General features: G+C 40.6%; 14 protein-coding genes and 2 pseudogenes. 6 read left to right on the forward strand and 10 right to left on the reverse strand.

Annotation, left to right across the window (positions count from 1 at the left end; translation table 11 throughout):
• The 8 genes and pseudogenes from HX743_RS06105 to HX743_RS06140 form a co-directional block, all read right to left on the reverse strand.
• A pseudogene (locus HX743_RS06105) lies at window positions 1–127 on the reverse strand (helix-turn-helix domain-containing protein); the annotation flags it as partial.
• Between the two features lie 35 nt (window positions 128–162).
• Window positions 163–1,410, reverse strand: a pseudogene (locus HX743_RS06110) (DUF262 domain-containing protein); the annotation flags it as partial.
• Window positions 1,400–2,836 (reverse strand): DUF262 domain-containing protein, encoded by a 1,437-nt coding sequence (locus tag HX743_RS06115; protein WP_178318768.1) that lies wholly within the window; start codon window positions 2,834–2,836, stop codon window positions 1,400–1,402. The gene HX743_RS06115 and the pseudogene HX743_RS06110, both read right to left, overlap by 11 nt.
• A 43-nt stretch (window positions 2,837–2,879) precedes the next feature.
• Entirely contained in the window at window positions 2,880–3,092 is a 213-nt protein-coding gene (locus HX743_RS06120; RefSeq protein ID WP_178318769.1) for a DNA translocase FtsK, read from the reverse strand.
• A gap of 21 nt (window positions 3,093–3,113) precedes the next feature.
• Window positions 3,114–3,875 carry a PP2C family serine/threonine-protein phosphatase gene (locus HX743_RS06125; RefSeq protein WP_178318770.1) on the reverse strand — a complete coding sequence of 254 codons (762 nt, stop codon included), beginning with the start codon at window positions 3,873–3,875 and terminating at the stop codon, window positions 3,114–3,116.
• A 187-nt stretch (window positions 3,876–4,062) separates the two neighbouring features.
• Window positions 4,063–5,055 carry a Fic family protein gene (locus HX743_RS06130; protein ID WP_178318771.1) on the reverse strand — a complete coding sequence of 331 codons (993 nt, stop codon included), beginning with the start codon at window positions 5,053–5,055 and terminating at the stop codon, window positions 4,063–4,065.
• A gap of 208 nt (window positions 5,056–5,263) precedes the next feature.
• Complete coding sequence (locus HX743_RS06135; RefSeq protein ID WP_178318772.1) at window positions 5,264–7,330, reverse strand: bifunctional diguanylate cyclase/phosphodiesterase; 2,067 nt, start codon at window positions 7,328–7,330, stop codon at window positions 5,264–5,266.
• Window positions 7,331–7,653: 323 nt separating this feature from the next.
• On the reverse strand, window positions 7,654–9,858 hold the full coding sequence (locus tag HX743_RS06140; RefSeq protein WP_178318773.1) for a carboxy terminal-processing peptidase: 2,205 nt from the start codon (window positions 9,856–9,858) through the stop codon (window positions 7,654–7,656).
• 194 nt (window positions 9,859–10,052) lie between these two features.
• Here HX743_RS06140 and nagZ point away from each other — a divergent pair, with 194 nt between their 5' ends.
• Both nagZ and HX743_RS06150 read left to right on the forward strand, forming a co-directional pair.
• A complete protein-coding gene (gene nagZ / locus HX743_RS06145) occupies window positions 10,053–11,132 on the forward strand; it encodes a beta-N-acetylhexosaminidase (RefSeq protein WP_178318774.1) in 1,080 nt (359 codons plus the stop codon).
• 227 nt (window positions 11,133–11,359) lie between these two features.
• Window positions 11,360–12,274 (forward strand): class I SAM-dependent methyltransferase, encoded by a 915-nt coding sequence (locus HX743_RS06150; RefSeq protein ID WP_178318775.1) that lies wholly within the window; start codon window positions 11,360–11,362, stop codon window positions 12,272–12,274.
• Window positions 12,275–12,333: 59 nt separating this feature from the next.
• Here HX743_RS06150 and HX743_RS06155 read toward each other — a convergent pair whose 3' ends face one another.
• On the reverse strand, window positions 12,334–13,668 hold the full coding sequence (locus HX743_RS06155) for an alpha/beta fold hydrolase (protein ID WP_178318776.1): 1,335 nt from the start codon (window positions 13,666–13,668) through the stop codon (window positions 12,334–12,336).
• Between the two features lie 304 nt (window positions 13,669–13,972).
• On the opposite strand from HX743_RS06155, the gene HX743_RS06160 reads away from it, so the two are divergent.
• The 4 genes from HX743_RS06160 to pta all read left to right on the forward strand — a co-directional run bounded on the left by HX743_RS06160 (window position 13,973) and on the right by pta (window position 19,587).
• A complete protein-coding gene (locus HX743_RS06160) occupies window positions 13,973–15,238 on the forward strand; it encodes a glutamate-5-semialdehyde dehydrogenase (RefSeq protein WP_178318777.1) in 1,266 nt (421 codons plus the stop codon).
• Between the two features lie 186 nt (window positions 15,239–15,424).
• The gene (locus HX743_RS06165) at window positions 15,425–15,835 is read left to right on the forward strand and encodes a hypothetical protein (RefSeq protein WP_026438428.1); all 411 of its coding nucleotides are present in this window, start codon (window positions 15,425–15,427) and stop codon (window positions 15,833–15,835) included.
• 340 nt (window positions 15,836–16,175) lie between these two features.
• Window positions 16,176–17,390, forward strand: a complete 1,215-nt coding sequence (locus HX743_RS06170; RefSeq protein ID WP_178318778.1) for an acetate/propionate family kinase — start codon at window positions 16,176–16,178, stop codon at window positions 17,388–17,390.
• Window positions 17,391–17,445: 55 nt separating this feature from the next.
• The gene (gene pta / locus HX743_RS06175) at window positions 17,446–19,587 is read left to right on the forward strand and encodes a phosphate acetyltransferase (protein WP_178318779.1); all 2,142 of its coding nucleotides are present in this window, start codon (window positions 17,446–17,448) and stop codon (window positions 19,585–19,587) included.
• Between the two features lie 110 nt (window positions 19,588–19,697).
• On the opposite strand, the gene HX743_RS06180 is transcribed toward pta, so the two are convergent.
• Window positions 19,698–21,023, reverse strand: a complete 1,326-nt coding sequence (locus tag HX743_RS06180; RefSeq protein WP_081403899.1) for an ISNCY family transposase — start codon at window positions 21,021–21,023, stop codon at window positions 19,698–19,700.
• Between the last annotated feature and the right edge of the window lie 80 nt (window positions 21,024–21,103).

The following is a 21,103-nucleotide window of genomic DNA, read 5'->3' on the forward strand; positions in this document are numbered from 1 at the left end:
TACCTTCAGAAAGCCAGAGAATAGTTTGGGCACGTTGTCTTTCACGCCAATGTTTTGCATGCTTGGCCAGAAAAATGAGTCGTTCTCGCTGTTCTAAACTAAGTGGTACAGAAACAATTCGAGGCATGTGTGAACATCTGTTAACTAAAAAAGCTTTTTCGCATGATTAGTTATTTTTGTCAACTTAACAATGTATTGATCAAATATAAATTTGCACTTCAGCAAGGTAAACATAAAACCTTTTACATTCTCAATAACCCTTTCATGCTCTGGGTTTCCCTGCCCTTTTAAAAGAATATGTTTTTCAAATTGATCAATCAGTTGCTTATCATCCAATGCCACTTTTTCATTACGCATCGTTTGACTTAGCCAAATTTGTAAAACCTGTAATAAGAAATTCGGAAAATTGATAATACTGTTGAATCGTTCAGGCTTTTCTTCTTTTGTATCTTTATTTCTAATACGCTCAGGCACTTTTTTTAACATTTCAGAAATAGATTGAAAATTGTTTTCCGAATTTGTTTGTTCTTGTGATTCTACATTTTTGCTAAAAATTTCGAGCAAGCTAGAAGCATTTTCAGGAACAAAATCACCCCAATCCTTTCCAAAAATCACATCACGCTGTGTTGTGGAAAAACCATATTGAACGTAACGCTCCATATTGGCAGTCGCGTTCCAAATACTCGTAAATAGTGTCATGCTTGATGTTTTATCTGCTTCATCTTTGATTTGATTCAATACGCTCATCAATTGCGCTTTTAAAATTTCATGCTTTTCTAATTGTTCACCACGGTTATTCATAACCTCAAAATAATGATTGAGATCAGTATCTTTCGGAACTAAAACTTGTGTGATGACTACATTTTCAAATAAATATTTGCAAAAAACACTCAAGTCACCCTGTTTGATGATTTTTTGAATTGCACGTTGTAGCAACTCAAACCCCTGAACTAAATCCGCGTTATATTCGGATGATTTTAAATGTTGTAGATGATCGCCTCTGAGTAAAGCCTGAAAGGTTAAAGAAGACTTTGGACGACTATGAAAATCAAGATTGAATTGATTAAACCAAGACATATCAAGAACAATTTTTTCTTCTTTGGATAATCGTTTCAGGCAAATCGCTAACAAGGTTAAAGTGGTAAATCGTTGCTGACCATCGATAATTTCATAAGTGCTATTGCTACGCTCAAAAACAACCAAAGTTCCAATATAGTATTTTTTATTTTCTTGAGTCTGTCCTTGATTTAATTGATCAGTTTGCTTTTGATAATCTTGAATATCCAAAATTAACTGATCAATTTCTTTCTCACCCCAAGCATAATTACGCTGATACATCGGGATAATATAAGTTTGTTTATTCTCGAATAAGGCTTGAACATTAAGAGCTTGGATTGACTCATTTGTCATTATGATTTTCCTGTTTGATATAATTTAATTCTTTAAATAATTCGATCAAAGGCTCAACTTTAGTGCCTTCCTGTTTATCAACTATCGGGAGAGACCATCCTATTAACTCACTGGGTGATTGAGCATATTTCAGTAAACTGAATATATTATTTTTTATGACATAATTATCTATCGTTGCTAATTGCACCGAATATTGACTAATACGACTGTGATATGCCCAAATAAAAATCTTTTCAATCGCCTCAGATAACCGATCGGTAGCAAATTTATCGATGTAAAAAATCAATGCAGAATCAAACAAGGTTCGCACATAGCCATCACCTGACCGATGGCTTGCACCATGAAATTTATTCAAACTTTTGATAATTCTATTTGCTCTATCTTGTAATATTGCACCAAACATAGAGATCTTCTCAGACTGATCTTGATGATCCACCACTTTACTGATCTGTTTTTCATAGTGCTCAACCATTTCAAAAAATCGACGACCATTTATGATCATTTGATCAAGCTGAAATGGGAAACTCATTTCTTGTCGATCTATTTGCCGTTGATATTGTGCGTTATAGTCATCAATAAAATAATGCGCTATGCGTAATGGTTCTAAATATGGATGATGGTCTGATTGCCCAAGATGAATACCTTTAAAAAGATGCACATGATCTTTATTGAAAAATCTTGCGGACTTTCCTCTTGACCAAAGACGAATACGGAATAGATAGTTCGAAAATAACTTTGCCAAATGAGCCGAGTCTAAACTTTCCCAATGCGCAACAGTTTGCGCTTCTAAATGTTGCTCCTGTTCAGAAAATTCTCGTAGATGATAAGCTTTTAAAAGATCATGCGGTTCTAAATCACGACCACGTGCATTTTGTGAATCAAAAAACTGAAATGCCTCTGAAATATCATCTAAAATAAAAACCGCAACCTGACAATTATTGAGTAAAAAATCAATATCTTGTTCGGAAAAGTTTACTGCAACGATCCGTTTAGCGGCATTAAAGTTCTGATAAATATTGTAATGGCTAATATCACTATTAAATTTTTGCACATCCATAAAGACATTAATTTGATTCGATATTTCATTCAAAACTGTTTTCAGATCCTCTCGTTCTAAATCTAATTCTTGCTTCTGAATAACCGCCCAAACAAGGAGTATTAAAGTTAAAGTTCGTTGTTGTCCATCCACAATATTTATATTTTTAAGGCTCGTATTATTTTTATCACGGTGTAATACGATAGTACCCAATCGATATGCAGATTTATCTTTATGTTCCTGTATATCATTGACGAGGGCATTTAAATTTTTTTCTGTCCATTTGTAAGGACGCTGATAATCAGGAATTCTGAGTTGATCTAAAATTAAGAGTAATTCTTTTACTGACCAAATTCCTGTTTTCAGTTGATCAACTTGATGCTGAGCCATAAAAAATTATCCTAAAAATAAAATTTTTTAATTATTAAAGTTGTTATTTCATACCTTGATGCAATTTATAGCCATACCCATAATCTAGAACAAAAGTTTTTGTAGATTCACAAATACTTGCTTCAATTAACTGGCTAAGTAGTTGTTCTGCATGAGAATACCCAATTAAAAAATGGCGTTGTAAACTCGATACAGAAACGACACCCACTTCCTTTGTGAATAATTTGGCACGTTCAAAAAGATCATCTGATTGCATAATTTCCCCATTCTCAATGAATTAAATTTTTGCTCGTACTAAGACCATGCTGATATTGTCATACGCCTGTTTTGAATCTAATGACGCTTTCATATTGAGTAACCATGTTCGAAGCTCCATATCTACTTTTAATGGAGGCCATTCTGTACACTCCATCACATCATGTACGCCATCCGTACAGACTAATAGGGCATCATTCTGAGTTAAGAATTCCTCAGCTATTGTAAAATCCATCACTTCATGCAAGGGATCAGCACAAAAGTATTGTAATAATGCACCATACATACTGGCATAGTTCTCTCCAGCTTTTACTTCTCCATTTGCTCTTAACTGTTCAAGATAATTATGGTCACTCGTCAGACAGTGCCATTTTTGATCATGCTGACTAAACAAATAAACTCGGCTATCACCAATATGTTGAATGGTTACAAAACCTTGTCTTGTACCGTGATGAATGAGTGCGAGTGTTGAACTGGCGCCAAAACTACTTTTTTTATTTGCTAATTGATCAACAAGATACTGCTGAATGGTAAATGCTTGACAAGGTTCTATCTTTTTATTTTGTATTAAAGCTTTTAAGACCGTATAGGATGCTTGCTCAGCTACTGGACTATTACTAATCCCATCCGCTACAGCAACACACCATAATTCTGTTTCAGAATGGCTGTAAAGTTTACTGATCAGCCCATTATGTTGAATAACCTTATTTTCAATCAATATGGCATCTTGTTGATACTTCGATCTTGCCTTCCATGTCAGACCTTGCATTTCAAAAGTACTCATCACACCGATCTCACACTTGGTAATGATTTTATTTTTACCAAACCCCAATAGCACAATCAAGAAAAATATTAAATAAATTATTGATTAATAATAAATTATTCATTTAAAAACTTACTTTACGCTTTTTGATTATCATTCATGTCTAACTACTTAAGCAAAGATGTAATAAAATATTTTTCAAGCTAAATCATGGTTTAAGACGATACTTTTGTTTCGGACTTTTCGGTTTATCTGGAATAGTACGCTCAATCAAGCCAGCTTCTATAGCAGGATTCAAGTAATTCTTTTGGAACGTTGCTCGATGAGTCAATCCGACCAATTGCATCAACTCAGCGAAAGTATAGTCTCCTTGCTTCATTGCTGAAATTAACCGTTGAACATGATCGCCAGCTTGAGCGGTAGCATGATCGCTGTCTTGAGCGGTATCGGTTGAACTAAGAATGGCATCTAAAATCATCTGTAAGATGAATTCTATAAATGGGGCTGAATCTGTTCGGTCTGTACTTGCTTGCAAAGCATCATAGTAGGCTTTTTGATTTTGATAGATCAAACTCTCAACAGGAATATTAGCAAAGATTGGATTCCACCTGCTCAAAATCAATGTCTGCCACAGCCTTCCCATCCGCCCATTACCATCTGCGAATGGATGAATAAACTCAAACTCATAATGGAATACTGAACTTTGAATGAGTGGATGCACATCACTATCATTCAACCAACCAAGTAGATCAGCCATAAGACGATTGATCTGATTCGCAGGTGGCGCCATATGCACCACACGATCACCTGACATTACACCGACACCACCATGACGATATTGACCGACTTCATCAATCAAGCCTGTCATCAAAACTTGATGTGCTTGTAATAGGTCTGCTTCTTGGCTCGGTTGCCACTGCTGAAATGCTTCATAGGCTTTGATAGCGTTACGCACTTCCTGTACTTCTTTTGGAGGTGCAATTACTGTTTTACCATTAAGGATTGCCGTGATTTGCTCAGTGCTAAGCGTGTTACCTTCAATCGCAAGTGAACCTTGAATGGTACGAATACGATTAGCTTTTCTAAGTTTTAAATTTTCTTGGATTTCTTCTAAAACAGTCAAACGCCCTATATTCTCACTGATCTGAGCAATCAAATGAATGATTTTTGAGGTGATAGTATAAGGCGGTTGGTATTTCATATTCCCTCAGTGCGCACCAGAATTATTCATCAAAACACTAATATTTATAAACTTATTAAAAAATAAAAGAAATTACCGTATAAACTCATTTTTCAAAACAACCTTACCACCTATCAACTGCATATATTCATAAAAATCTTCAATCATCTGTTTTTGATAATAGCTGATTCCATGTTCATGCCAGTGATCATTTTTATATGCCACTAACTTAAGCCGAATGTTTAAACAACTCTTCTAAACGCTCAACATCCATAGGTAAGCCTAATAAATAACCTTGCAACTGCTGACAGCCTAAACGGGTTAAAATTTCTGCTTGTAACGGCGTTTCCACCCCTTCAGCGGTCACAGTTAAACCCAGTTTAATCGCCAACTGAATAATACTTTCTAAAATTAATTCTTCTTTGCTGTCCAAACACAAATCTAAAATAAAAGCACGATCAATTTTCAACTCATCGACTGGCAATTTTTTCAAATATAAGAAACTCGAATGTCCTGTGCCAAAATCATCAATCGCCAATTGAATCCCCATTTGACGCAAACGCTCAAAACTACGAATACTCGATTCAATATGATGCATTGCTGTACTTTCAGTCACTTCAATCATCAGGTGATGGGGTTGAATCTCATAGCGTTTAAACAAGTTTTCTAAAGTCGAAAATAAGTGTTTATGTTCAAACTGCACTGCCGATAAATTCACAGCCACAGGAAATAACGGTGCACCTGATCTTTCCCAAATTTGAATTTGTTTAAAGGCTTCCTCTAACGTCCAATAGCCAATTTGAATAATCAACCCCGTCTTTTCAGCTCCTTTAATAAACATATTTGGGGTAAGTAAACCATGTACGGGGTGATACCAACGAATTAAAGCTTCTACGCCACAAATTTTATGGTCAGCGGCTTTAAACTTTGGCTGATAGAACAACGCAAATTGTTGTTGTTCAACTGCTTTATATAAATCATTAATCAACTTACTTTGGCTTTTAGCCTCAAGTAACTCCAGATCATAATTAAATATTGAACTGGTGTTACGCCCCTGATATTTAGAGGTCAGCATCGCCGCATCAGCATTCATTAAAATATCTTGCAAATTGGTGCCATGCTCTGGATACATCGCAATGCCAATACTGCCTGAAATATTAATGACCTTGCCTGCAATTAAGAAACTTTGCTGAATCAGTTCTAATATTTTTTCAGAAATGACAGTGGCTTCTGCAATGTCGGTATGTTCAATCACCAAAAGAAATTCATCGCCACCAATTCTTAATAATTGGGTATTTTCGCCCAAGTGGGATTGCACACGTTTAGACAACTGAATCAGCAATTGATCGCCAACATGATGCCCAAATACGTCATTCACCGCTTTAAAGCGGTCTAAGTCGATATACAAAAATGCAATTTTAGTGTTTTTTTGCCGATGCTCAGAAAAAAGCAATTGTGCATATTCAGCTAAATATAAACGGTTGGGCAATTTGGTCAGGTTATCTTTGACTGCCTGATTGGCCAATTCACGGTTGGCTAAAGACAATTGTCTGCTTTTTTCTTCTAAGCGCAGCTCCAGCAGAGATACGCCCACCGCAGCAGCAAAAATCAGACTGGTCACTAAAATAACCACCAACAGAGCTGGCCCTTGCCCGATCTGGAAGTGCCCTGATTGAGGCAAATCTGCTGTAGAGTAAAAATGCAGTGCTTCCATGCCTATATAGTGCATGGCAACAATGCTCAGACTCATGAGCACCGCAATGAAAATTTTATATTGTGCCTGACGCCCCATTCTGCACTTGGAATGAAACATAAACCAAAAGGTAAGTATTGCACCGCCAATGGCCACTAATACAGACAGCAAAACAATGGTAGGATCATAATAACTACGGTAGCCTTCTACCTGAATTCCCATCATGCCCGTATAGTGCATGCCTGAAATACCCAACCCCATTAAAATGCCGCTCAGGATCAAACGCGCCACAGGCAAGGTCGATTGCGTGGTCAGCCAAACAGCAAACGTAGAGGCGATAAATGCAATAACAAAAGATAGGGTCGTAAAGCTAAGATCAAATTGATACGGTGCAGGTAACTGGCATGCCAACATGCCCACAAAATGCATACTCCACACTGCCGCACCCAGCAGCAAACCACTCATGATTAATGCAATTTTTTTTAGTTGTTGTTGTACATTTTGAAAAAGCATTTGCTCAACAGACACTGCAAAATAGCAGGCCAATACTGAGATTGCTACCGAGCCAATTACCAAGCTCAGATCATAATGTACATGCATCATTAGATGTATCCATCTCTGTCATATTTTATTGTTTTTCGGCTACTCAATCTCACACTCTCTTATAAATAATAACTAAAAAGCAACCTGAACGACGGATTGATCTAGCAAAGACTGCATTGACTTAAGAGTCTAATACTATTCCGCTTTGGTCAATAGTCAAATATATAATATGTCATCATGAAATAATGGCAATTCAAAACTGCTAAAAATAGCTGTCTGACTCAAAGCTATATGCATCTTGTCACTTTACTTTTCGCTTTAGGATGAAAAAAACCAGCAACTTTTCGCTGCTGGTTCTATTTGATTAAGATTCTAACATTGTTTTAAGGTTGATTCGGCTCAGAAACACCTTTTTGTAACATGGCATAGTCTTGCAACACCTGCGCTGCTTCAATCACAAAAGCTTCTTCCTCAGGTAAAGCAGGGCGTTGTGCCGCTTTCATTTTGGCACGCGCTTCTGCCAAAGCATCAATAGATGCCTGATAGCTTTCCCAATTAGCAAATGGTTTCAAACCTGTTTCCTGACGGCGTTTGTTTTCCGCAGTCAGCGTTTGTTGCTCCAAAGCTAACAACTCTGCTCTGCGTTGTTCAATATCTAACACAATGCTTTTGCGATCTTCAGTTTGTTTGGCAATTTGCTTACGTTGTTCCAAATATTGAAATTGTGGATCAAGCGTGACACGTTGCTGTGACAATTGACCCAACTTGGTGATGTACGGCTGTACTGAACCTTCACGCTTAAATGGCGCAGTTGGAATGGTATCCCACTTCAAGGCATTTTTAGCTTTACGCTCACCAAACTCCTCATTGTAAATATCCACCAGTTTAATATCTGGAATCACACCTTTGTTTTGGGTACTGCCACCTGTAATTCGGTAGAATTTACGCTGTGTTAAAGTCGCTTGCCCATAAGCTAAAGTGTCTAGTTGCACTTGTGCCGTGCCTTTACCCGTGGTGGTGCTGCCAATCACAATCCCGCGCTGGTAATCCTGAATAGCGGCAGAATAAATTTCACTAGCAGAGGCTGAAGCTAAGTTAATCATCACCGCCAATGGGCCTGCATAAGTCTGTGCACCGCCATCGTCATCTTCAAACACGCTGACATTGCCATTGCCATCACGAATTTGCACCACAGGGCCTGATTTGATTACTTGCCCAAGCATACGTGCCACTTCTTCCAATGAACCGCCAGGGTTGTTACGCAAATCGACAATAATCCCTGCGACATTTTTGGCCGCCAAACTTTTCAGGGCATTGTTGGTATCCTCCGACACCGAGCGATATTCATTACCTGCACGACGCGCACGGTAATTCAAATAAAACGATGGAATTTCAATCACACCATAGGTATAAGTTTGACCATCACGTTTGATGTCAATCGTTCGTGAGCGAACTCCCGCATCTTCTTCCTGAATCACATCACGCACAATGGTCACATTACGCGCCTGATTCATCGCCGCACCCGCACCCAACAAACGCACAGTGACTTTGGTGCCACGTTTACCGCGAATCAGCCCCACAATTTCATTGCTCGGCCAACCCACAACATCCACCATTTTTTCGCCATCTTGCGCCACACCAATAATGCGGTCACCCGATTTCACCTGTCCTGTTTTACTGGCAGGGCCACCCTCAACAATGGTTTCAATTTTGGTGTAATCTTCATTGCCTCGTTCAGGACGAATCGACACCCCAATCCCTTCCAACTGTAAAGTCGTTTGACGGTTTAGCTCCATCGCATCGACTGGTGGGAAGTAGTTACTGTGCGGATCGTAAGTCAGCATCATCGCATTTAAAGTTTTGTCCAGTACATCATCACTCTTTAAACGATTCATGCGCTCTAACTGACGTGTATAACGTTTGGTTAGCGTTTGCACTGGAGTCAAATCTTCAGGACTAGCCAAATCTTGCCCATTGGTCAACTCAGGATTGTCTTTAATGGCTTTTTGTTTTGCCAGTTCTTCTTCTTTGCTGATGGTGAGGTTAATCAGCTGAGATACCAGCATTTTTTGCCAGTGCGCACGCATTTCTGCTTCTGTTTTAAAGAACGGTGCTTTTTCTCTATCTGTTTCAATACTGACATTTGGCTGTTTTAAATTTTGTGGTTTTTTCAGCTCTGCCAACATGAAATTATAAAACTGTTTTAAACGCTCACGGTACTGCGTATGAATTTGATACGGCCCAGCCAAATTACCCGCTTTTAAGGATGCACCAAAAGTTGCCGCATACTGTTTACGGTACTGTTCAACTTCCTTTGCCAAAAACAAGGTGTGGTCTGGGTCTAGACTGTCGATATAAAAATCAAAAATACGCTGAGATGTAGACGCATCCAAACGCTGATTTAAATAATGCTGACGATCGACCAAGGTCGCCAATTGACGCGAAACCAAAGCTTGTTCCTGCGTCGGCACAATACTGTTGGCCACTGCAGCGGTGTTATTGGCTGCAATCGCTTCATTAATGGCGTGAGAAAAGAAAAAACCGCCAGTTGCAATAGCAACCGCACAAGCGATGGTTTGAAGTTTCATAAAAATATTTACGTCCTTGGTTTTTGACCAATCTCTGCTTTTCAATGCGAATCGAGCAGATTCAAAATCTTATATAACTTAATTAGGTTCTGTCGTGTAGTTTTATCATAATCTGTACTGTCAAAATGTAGCAAATCATTGCAGAATTCGGGTATTGTTTTTTTATTGATAAAAATCGAATACGGACACCCACTATGATTGGCGCATTGATGCTCGACATTGCAGGTACAGAGCTTACCCAAGAAGATATTGAACTATTACGCGCTCCGCAAGTCGGTGGCGTAATTTTATTTGCCCGAAATATCCAGTCACCTGCTCAAGTTCGTGCCTTAACCGATCACATGCGCCAAGTCCGTCCAGATATTTTAATTGCAGTGGATCAGGAAGGTGGCAGAGTTCAACGCTTGAAACAAGGTTTTACCTTATTGCCTGCTATGGGTAGATTTGGTGAACTGTACCAGACTGAACCAGAACGTGCGCTGAAACTTGCCGAAGAGTGTGGCTGGTTAATGGCCACCGAGGTGCTGGCTGTAGGTATTGATTTTAGTTTTGCACCCGTCTTGGATTTAAATGACATCAGCGATGTGATTGGAGATCGTGCTTTTGCTCAACAACCTGCCGACATTATTGCTTTGGCAGATGCCTTTTTACGCGGAATGCACCGTGCAGGTATGGCTACCACAGGCAAGCACTTTCCTGGACATGGTTCGGTTAAAGCGGATTCTCACGTGGCAGCCGCCATCGATTCACGTACCTTTGCAGAAATTCAGCGGCATGACCTGCAAACCTTTATCCAGTTGCAAAATCAGCTAGATGCCTTAATGCCTGCACATGTGATTTATGATCAAGTCGACCCAAACCCTGCTGGTTTTTCTGAATTTTGGTTACAACAAGTCTTGCGTCAAGATATGGGTTACGATGGCGTACTCTTTTCAGATGATTTAAGCATGCAAGCAGCCTGTGTTGCAGGCGATGCCGATGCCCGTTTGCGTGCAGCCTTAGCTGCAGGCTGTGATATGGGCTTGGTCTGCAACAACCGTGCAGCGCAACAACTGGCTTTAAATGCGATTACGGATTTTCCTTTGCCTAATCAAGCTCGATTGGAACGTATGCGTGGCAAAATTCCTGCCCTAAACACAGTTGAGTTGCGTGAAACCCTCGACTTGGGTGATGAATGGCGTACAGTGCGTGATCGCATCTTAACCTTTAAAGAACAAAGCGCAGCCTTATTGCCAGCGCAAGCCAGTCGAGACCCAACCGCTTATACAATTTAGATAAGCAGTACAAATAGTGCAGTTAAACCAAACTCAACCTGCACTTCATTTGAGAATCTGAGCATTACTTTTACGATAAAGAGACACGACAGCGTGTCTCTTTTTGATTATGATAAAATTTCTCATATTTTCAGCATGGCTTACATTCAGGATTTTGACCTGAGTTTATTTCTAAATAGCTGTGAAACCACATGACCACCATATAAAAAACTAAGGTCCAAATTCGTATGACAAGAACCGTAATTTCCCAAGAAGATCACTCGCAGAGTTCAAATACTCCCCCTGTAGCACCACCGCTATCTAAGCATCGCCATATTTCTTTTACTGCACATTATACGGGTTATATCTGGTATCAAATGGGTATATCACACCCTGTATTTGCAACCCGCAAAGGCAAATTTTTAGCCAAATTGGTGCATCCTCTAGAAAACTGGGCAGAACGTCATGTTGGCGGAAGTATGCGCAGTACACTCAAACAACGTCACCAAATGATTGATGCACATTTGAGCCAACTGATTCAGCAGCATCCACAACTACAAGTACTCGAAATTGCGTCTGGATTGTCGCCACGCAGTTGGAACTTCCGACAAAAATTTCCTGAATTGAATTACCGTGAACTTGATTTGCCAGATATGGCAAAAATTAAGACTCAAGCTTTGCAACAAATTAATCCCGATGCGCCTAAAGTGCTCACAGGTGACATTTTCAGTGAATCTTTCCAAGACATTTTTGAAAATTTTGACCACTCGCAGCCATTGGTCATTATTAGTGAAGGCTTGATTAACTACTTTAACTTAGACATGCTGCAACAGCTATTACAAGGCATGTGTAACTACACGCAAAACTTTCCAGAGCTGCATTATTTAACTGACATTTACCCTGAACCCATTAAGAACAAATTGGCCAGTTTTATTTGGAGTTCGAGTCGCTTACTGAAGTTTATGTCACGCAGTGCCTTCACTTTCCATTTTCAATCTCCACAGCAATTGTCACAGTTTTTTCAAAGTGCAGGTTTTGAGCAAGTCAAGGTACAACAGCCACAGTTATATTTTTCCAGCGCCCCGCTAGACAATTCAAATGAAGAACATCTAGGCGATCTAGTCTGGATGATTCATGCCTACAAAAAAAATAGCGTGGCTTAGCACGCTATTTTCATTCTTTCTTATTCAAGTAATTTCAGCTCTATGAAATCACAATATACCTAGCAGGCATATTCTAAATTTTGGGCAAGCGCTTTTTGACACGCTACATAGCGCAACAAACGCTCTGCTACATCAAAACTACCATGCTTAAACAATGCACGCAGTTGCGACCCTTCACTTTCAAAAATTAAACACTCTATGCTAAAGCTGCCTTCTTCATCTTGTAGCTGCAAGGCCATATCCCGTTCAAATTGTGCTGCCTGTGCAGACAACGTTGGATTTTCAAAATCAAGTAACACACCAAAGAAGTTTAAATCGACAATGTGTGTGGCAACATTCAAATCAGAATGACGATGCTGCAAATGACTATGCGGGTTTTGTACAGCAATGCGAGCCTCACCACGACGTTCCATTGTCAGAAGCTGCGCACGTGTCATGGGAATAATACCCTCTAATTCCTGTATAGGCTCATCCCTTAAAAAAGTCGCAAATAAATTCATGGTTTCTTTACGGCGTTGTAATTGCGGCACATGATCGGCATTGGCAATCATGGCAAATTCCATATTCGGGCACTGTAAGGCAAAGTTGGCATTTTCATGTGGCAAGGTAAAACTGTCATATTGCCCACACGCCACCAGCACTTTACATTGAGGAATAGGCACATCAGTCAAGCGCAATAAACGGTTGCAGTTCACATCGTAGCGTTCTTGCTCAGTGGCAGTAAAATCTGCCATTTGTCGGTAAAACAGACGCTTTGCGGTAGGCGACATACGGGTTTGTTCCATTTTGGCATGATTCACCAAGTACAAAATCACCGCCTGACCAAACTCATCCATGCGCTGTTCTTTCATTAAATGCAGCGATTCTTCAAGCAACATACGCCAACTTTTACGGGTCTTTTGCATCACCCCCATTAAAATCATGCGGTCAATCAATTCAGGGCGCTGATCTGCCAAACAGGACGCCACCACTGAACCGAGTGACATGCCCATCACCGAGACTTTGTCTAAACCGACTATATCCAACCAGTCACCCAGCATGTGCCCCAAGTCATGCAGTTCCAACGTTCCTGCAGACTCACCTGTTTCAACATTGGTCATTTGCTGATTAGCCCCCATAGAAGGCATATCAATTAAAATAATCGGGCCAGCACGAAATAGTTGCTCTACGCAGTATTTATAAGAATTAAAATTCTGGAATGCCCCGCCAACAATCACAATAGGAGTTAAATGAGCAGTTTCAGGCTGTGCAATCGCCATGTATTCCACTTTCCAGCCATTGATCCAAGTGGTGCGAGCGGGTTGTTTAAAACTGTGTTTATCGTAAATATCAAAAAAGCAGACATGAGACCCTGAGTCCTGTACGTCCGTGTCCATCTGGATCATGGAATTCATATTCCTTACCTCCATGCGCATTTTATTTTTATTGTGCAAGTGTTCGTAATAGAACGATTGCCATCTTTACCGAAGTGGCATCCTGCTTATTGTTGTGAATGACATCATTGTCTTATCGCATCATTCTATACAGGTGCTGATTTTATACGCAACAATTTCCATGACCGCTCATCTACTTTTAAAGATGAATAGATTACAAAATATTTAAAGATTGAACAATTTAGTCAATTTTCCGCCTAGATGCTTCATTGTATAGGCACAGACTGTTAATATCAGATAGAAATTTCTAAGTGATCAAACCGCTATGCAAGAGTCTATTGAACAATATATGCAAACGGTAGGACAACAAGCACGCCAAGCCTCTCGTGTCTTAGCAAGCGCTTCTACCCAATCTAAAAACAATGCGTTATCGGCTATTTATACGGCATTGGAAAATAGCGAGTCTGCTATTTTAGCTGCCAACCAAATTGATATGACCAAAGGTCGTAACAATAACTTGGATAGCGCACTGCTAGATCGCTTAGAACTCAACCCCGCACGTTTTAAAGGTATGTTACAAGGCCTGAAAGATGTGATTGGCTTAATGGACCCTATTGGTGAAATTACCGATATGGCCTATCGCCCATCTGGTATTCAACTAGGCAAAATGCGTGTGCCACTGGGTGTGGTAGGCATGATTTACGAATCACGTCCGAACGTGACCCTTGAAGCTGCATCTTTGGCTTTAAAATCAGGCAATGCCATTATTTTACGTGGTGGTTCTGAAGCATTGGAATCCAATCAAGCCATTGCAACTGCGATTCAACACGGTTTAAAAGCTTCAGGTTTGCCAGAAACTTCGGTGCAAGTGATTAACACTTCAGACCGTGCTGCAGTCGGGCAACTGATTACCATGTCTGAATATGTGGATGTAATTGTGCCACGTGGCGGTAAAAGCCTGATTGAACGCATCAGCAATGAAGCACGTATACCAGTGATTAAACATTTAGATGGTAACTGTCACGTATTTGTAGAAGCACAGGCCGATTTACAAAAAGCGCTACCAATTGCACTAAATGCCAAAACTCATCGTTATGGTGTTTGCAATGCTATGGAAACCTTGTTGGTCGATGAGGCTGTTGCCGCACAATTCTTGCCACGTATTGCCGAGCTATATGCAGAAAAACAAGTCGAATTACGCGGCTGTCCTGCAACCCAAAAGATTTTGGGTACAAGTGTTAAAACAGCAACCGAAGAAGATTGGTACACCGAATATTTAGGCCCAATTTTGGCAGTTAAAGTGGTTTCAGGAATTGATGAGGCAATTGAACATATCAATAAATATGGTTCACATCATACTGATGCCATTATTACTGAAAACTTTAGTTTGGCGCGTCAATTCTTGGCTGCGGTAGATTCTAGTTCAGTCATGATTAACGCTTCTACACGCTTTGCTGATGGTTTTGAATATGGTTTAGGTGCTGAAATTGGAATCTCTACCGATAAAATTCATACCCGTGGCCCTGTCGGTTTGGAAGGTTTAACCTCACAAAAATGGATCGTGTTTGGCGATGGTCAAATCCGCCAATAAAATCCATCTGTAATTTTGCAATATCCAAATATAATGTTCAGTTTCACAGGAAGCTGAACATTATTCCCTTCTATTTTTTAGACATTGTTTTAAGACACAGTTCCACTACACATTTCTGCCTCACGCTCACTTAAAATAAAAACACCATCAAGATTAGAAAAATCATCAAAAAGAGTGGCGATGCTTATGTTTTATTATTTGATTATTAGTACCTTTGCTTTAGCACTGTTGGTGTCGTTCATTGTCATGCGTCTGTTTTCCAGCTCCATCAATGCAATTTTGGCGCGTATCATCCACGACCCAATTCATGAAGCATGGGCAAAGTACACCAAATTTGCTGGCATGGTGGTCGGCACATCTTCAGGCATTCGTATTTACGATATGGAAAAATACATTACCCCACTCACCTATGCCGAAAATGACAAAAGAATTGTGATTGAACTGACGCAAGAACGCTGGGTATTGGAAATTTACCGCACCATTATTGAAACCTTACAAGGCTTGGCGTGGATGATGTTGGTGTTTTTTATGGTGGCACTGATTGCTTATGTGATTGTCCGTTGGTCGGAAATTAAATACGCTGCCAAATCAAAATAAACCGACAAAGATTGAGGAAATAATTTAAAACAGTTTGCCACTCGCCTGCAGAATGAAGTGTGCTATGTTAAGAGAATACAACAGGAATTAAGCAGAAATTTTAGACCATCATTTCATGAAAAAATGAAAGTTTCGGGCTGATAAATTTTAATTATTTCTGATTTCATGGTCGATAATGCTTAAGTCTAATCTCCTAAAGTCTATCTAGGAGCAATAAAAAACCCATGATAAAACATACGTAATGATCAAGATTGCAACACAATAGATTGCCGTTTGCCATATCTTGCAATGCAGCTTGATTGACTAGGGATAACTTCAATTAGAATTCGGGTACATAAAAGTGACTACATCAGTATTAGTGATTAACTGCGGATCTTCTTCTATCAAATATGCGCTTGTATCTGAAAGCGTTGGAGATCGTATCTTTGGTTTGGCAGAAAATCTAGGTTCTGCTGATGCGCGCATTAAAGGCATTACCGCAGGTGGTGAGCCGCTCGAACTTTCTATTCCACATGCTGACCATGAAAAAGCATTGGAAACTATTCTTGGTCGCTTATCTCAATATAAGCCACAAGCCATTGGTCACCGCGTTGTACACGGCGGTACTTTAACCAAAGCAGAATTATTAACTGAAGAAATCGTGCAACGTATTCGTGAAGCAACTCCGCTTGCACCTTTACACAACCCTGCACACTTGGTGGGTATTGAAGCAACAATGCGTTTGTTCCCAGAACTTCCGCAAGTGGCTGTATTTGATACTGCATTCCACCAAACGATGCCTTCTCACGCTTACCGTTATGCAGTGCCTAAATTCTTATATACCGACCACAACGTACGTCGTTATGGCTTCCACGGTACAAGTCACGCATACGTTTCAGAGCGCGGTTCAGAGTTGGCTGGCAGCTTCAAACAAGGTGGCTGGTTAACTGCTCACTTGGGTAACGGTAGCTCGACTTGTGCAATCTGGAATGGTCAAAGTGTAGACACATCGATGGGCCTAACCCCACTTGAAGGTTTGGTGATGGGTACTCGTAGTGGTGATGTAGACCCAAGCTTACACAGCTTCCTTGCAAGCAACTTAGGTTGGGATATCTACAAAATTGACAAAATGCTAAACAGCCAAAGTGGTTTACTTGGTTTGTCAGGCTTATCGAACGACATGCGTACCCTGATTGAAGCATCTGAACAAGGCAACGAAGATGCAACGCTTGCAATTGAAGTATTCTGCTACCGTTTAGCTAAATCTTTAGCTGCACTTAGCTGTGGTTTACCACGCTTAGATGGCTTATTCTTCACAGGTGGTATTGGCGAAAACTCTGCGTACATCCGTGAAAAAACTGTATCTTACTTGCCACACTTTGGCTTTAACTTCAGCAAAGAACGCAATGACAGCTTAAAACGCGGTACTGAAGGTCGTATTGATGCTGGTACTGGCCCACAAATTTGGGTTGTACCAACTGACGAAGAAGGCCGTATTGCTAAAGAAACTGCGCAAGTTGCAGAGGAGCTAAAGTCAGCTGCAAAAAAGTCTGAATGTGACGCTGCGATTGCTTAAGCAATCGTAGTGCTCAGCCACTTTCAATCAGTCCCTTTACGATTTAGAAAAAATTATGAAAACAATACTTTTGGTTCCTACAGAAATTGGTGTTGGTTTAACATCAGCATGTTTAGGTTTAATTTACGCTTTGGAATGCCAAGGCGTAAAAGCAGGTTTCTTAAAGCCTTTTTCACAAGAATTACAACCTGAAGCAGACCGCACAACTGCGTTGTATCGTCACCTGTTCAAGCATGAAACAGTTGAGCCGATTTCTTATACTGCGCTGACTGAGCGTTTAAAAAATGATGAAAATGACGAATTGCTTGAAGATGCAGTTCGTTTACATCGTGAAATTTCTAAACATCACGATATCATTATTGTAGAAGGCGTGTTGCCAAACGGACGTGATCCATTTGCAACTGAATTGAATGCAAATTTGGCTAAAGCACTTGATGCAAAAGTCATTATTGTCAGCAATGCCGACATCAACAATGCTGTTAAAACAGCGTCAAAAGTAGACAATCAATTACGTTTCTTTGGTGGTGCAACTTGTGAGCGTACTGCGGGCGTATTGTTTATGCGTACCAAAGGTTTACCAGAAGATTCTGCACAAATTCCTGTTACGCTTGATCCAAACTTACGTTTAATTAGCGACACCAACCAGTTTGTCAGCAAAATTCAAACTACACATCCAATGATTGGTAAAGATTGCATGCCAGTGATTGGCTTGGTGCCATTCAGCAATACTTTAAGTGTGCCACGCATGTCGGACTTGGCTGCACACATTTCTGCAGAATGGATTAACCAAGGTGAAGCAGCGCAGCGCCGTGTATTACACAGCAGCTTAATTGCATCGAATATTGAACACGAAATGCATAAATTCGTTGCAGGCGAGCTGATTATCAGTGGTTCTGACCGTGTCGATGTATTGCTTGCCAGTAGCTTAGCCAGCAGCAATGGTATTCCACTTGCAGGTTTGGTGTTAACTGAACATCAAACACCAAGCGCACAAGCTTTAGAGTTCTGCCAAGCAGCAATGAAAAATGGCTTGCCAATTTTACATACTAAATTGAGCACCTTTGAAACTGCACAACAGGTATTAAACCTGAGCAACGAGATTCCTGTAGATGATACTGAGCGTGCAGAACAAGTTACCCGCTTTGTGGCCAGTCACATCAATGCAGAATGGTTAACCCAATTAATCAGCGATACGCATAAACCACGTTTATCGCCTTCTGCATTCCGCCATGAATTGGTACAAAAATCTATTGCAGCGAAAAAACGTATCGTGCTTCCAGAGGGTGATGAGCCACGTACCGTTCAAGCTGCAGCAATTTGTCAATCACGTGGTATTGCGCACTGCGTATTATTGGCAAAACCAGAAGCCGTAGTTGATGTTGCCAAAGCACGTGGTATTGAGCTTCCACACGACTTAGAAATCATTGATCCTGACTTGATTCGTGAAAACTATGTCGAAAAAATGGTTGCGATGCGTAAAGGCAAACTGACTGATGATCAAGCACGTGATCAGCTACAAGATACTGTCGTATTAGGTACGATGATGTTGGCACTTGATCAGGTTGATGGTTTGGTATCTGGTGCTGTGCATACCACAGCCAATACAGTTCGTCCTGCATTCCAGCTCATTAAAACTGCACCTGATTATTCATTGGTATCTTCAGTATTCTTTATGTTGTTACCAGATGAAGTGTATGTGTACGGTGACTGTGCGATTAACCCAGACCCAGATGCAGAACAATTGGCTGAAATTGCGATTCAATCTGCTGACTCTGCAAAAGCGTTTGGTATTGACCCACGTATTGCCATGATTTCTTACTCAACGGGTACTTCGGGTGCAGGTGCTGACGTAGAAAAAGTAGCGAAAGCGACTGAAATTGCGAAACAACGTCGTCCTGACTTACTGATTGATGGCCCATTACAGTACGATGCAGCATCGGTTGAAAGTGTTGGTCGCTCTAAAGCACCAAACTCTCAAGTTGCAGGTCGCGCCAATGTGTTCATTTTCCCTGACTTGAACACAGGTAACACGACGTATAAAGCAGTACAGCGTTCTGCTAACGTGGTGAGTGTTGGCCCAATGCTACAAGGCTTGAACAAGCCAGTGAATGACTTGTCACGTGGTGCATTGGTAGATGACATTGTGTTCACGATTGCATTGACTGCGATTCAGGCAGAGCAACAAGCAGCTCAATAATTCGTAAAGTTAAGTTTTACAAACCACCTGATTGAAAAATTGGGTGGTTTTTTATGTGTAGTGTTATTCCCAAGTAGAAATGTCCTACCTAATAACCAAATAGAAATGTCCTATACAGACATTTCCAAGTCAAGCACAGGATTCAAATTTCGTTCTTTGATTGCTGTTTTCTGTGCACGTCTGCTTGGCATCTTTTGAGAACGATTGCGTTTGTTTTGTTGTTCCAGTTCTTCATGCTGTTGTTGAATATGATTCAGAACAGCACCCAACCGTTTATTCTCAACAATCTCTCGCTGATTCAGCTGACTTAATTTATCGAAGAGGCTGTAATTGATCTTTCGGCCATCATGCATGATGGCTACAGTACCATCCGGATATTCCAGAAACTCAAGATATTTACCGATTAACCTCTGATTTTCTTCTGTCTTCTCTAGGAGATATACGCATTTATCATAAGTAATGGTCAGGCTATTGGTGACTCTGCGGGGTTCACGCCAGGTAAAAATATCATCTAATTGCTCAGCTGTTTCGGTGGCAGAGCGGTGTAAGTTCTTAGGATTAAAGGCCATCTTTGCAAACTTGAGATTGAACTGCTCAATAAAGCAGGGCAACCACTTATTCGCATCGGCAATCGAACTGATACCTTCCAGACGCATCTCCTTAATCAGACGATCCTGAAGTGTCCTGTTGGCCCGTTCCACACGTCCTTTGGCCTGAGGGGAGTTAGCGAAGATGATATCGATATTCAGGGTACTGAGTACGCGTCCAAACTGGGTAATCTTGGTGTCTTTCTTGCTGCTTTGATTCACCCTAAAGACTGAATGTTTGTCGCTGTAAAACGCTAAAGGCTTACCATGCTGTTCAACATACAAGCGTGTCGAAATCATATAGTCAAAGGCTGATTCTGATTCACAGAAGCGTAAATGCTGCAATTTTCCTGTGGCATCATCAATAAACACCAGTAGGCAGCATTTAGCAGCGCGTCCTTCAAACCAGTCATGGTGTGAGCCATCGATTTGTACCAGTTCACCATAACAGTCCCGATTGTAACGAGGCTGATATGGACGTTTCAGGCGCTTGGAGCGAGGAATCCATAAATTGGCTGCAATCATCCAGGAACGCAGTGTTTCCACTGAAATCTTAAATCCATGAACAGTGGTGAGCTTTTCATGCGCTAAAGTGGGTCCGAAACCATGCAGTTGCTCAGCGACAAGATTGAGGCACTTGAGCCTGATTTCTTCAGGAAGCCTGGAGTTGCTGGTTCGGCCACGACCGGCATGGGCTAATACAACTGGGCCTTGAGCTTTGTATTTCTGCAGTAAGCGTCTGATCTGACGTTCTGAGATATGAAGTAGCTGAGCAGCCTGGGATTGAGTTATGCGTTGATCGCAGATTTCCTGCAAAACCGACAATCGTTTAAGTTCTTTATCCGACATAGACACCAACATATCAAACCGTCCGCTAACGAAATTGCAAAAGTGCATATTCTAAAAGCGGACATTTTTACTTTGGAGAA

The sequence above is a fragment of the Acinetobacter sp. Swhac1 genome (assembly GCF_013390985.1).
Taxonomy (GTDB): domain Bacteria; phylum Pseudomonadota; class Gammaproteobacteria; order Pseudomonadales; family Moraxellaceae; genus Acinetobacter; species Acinetobacter towneri.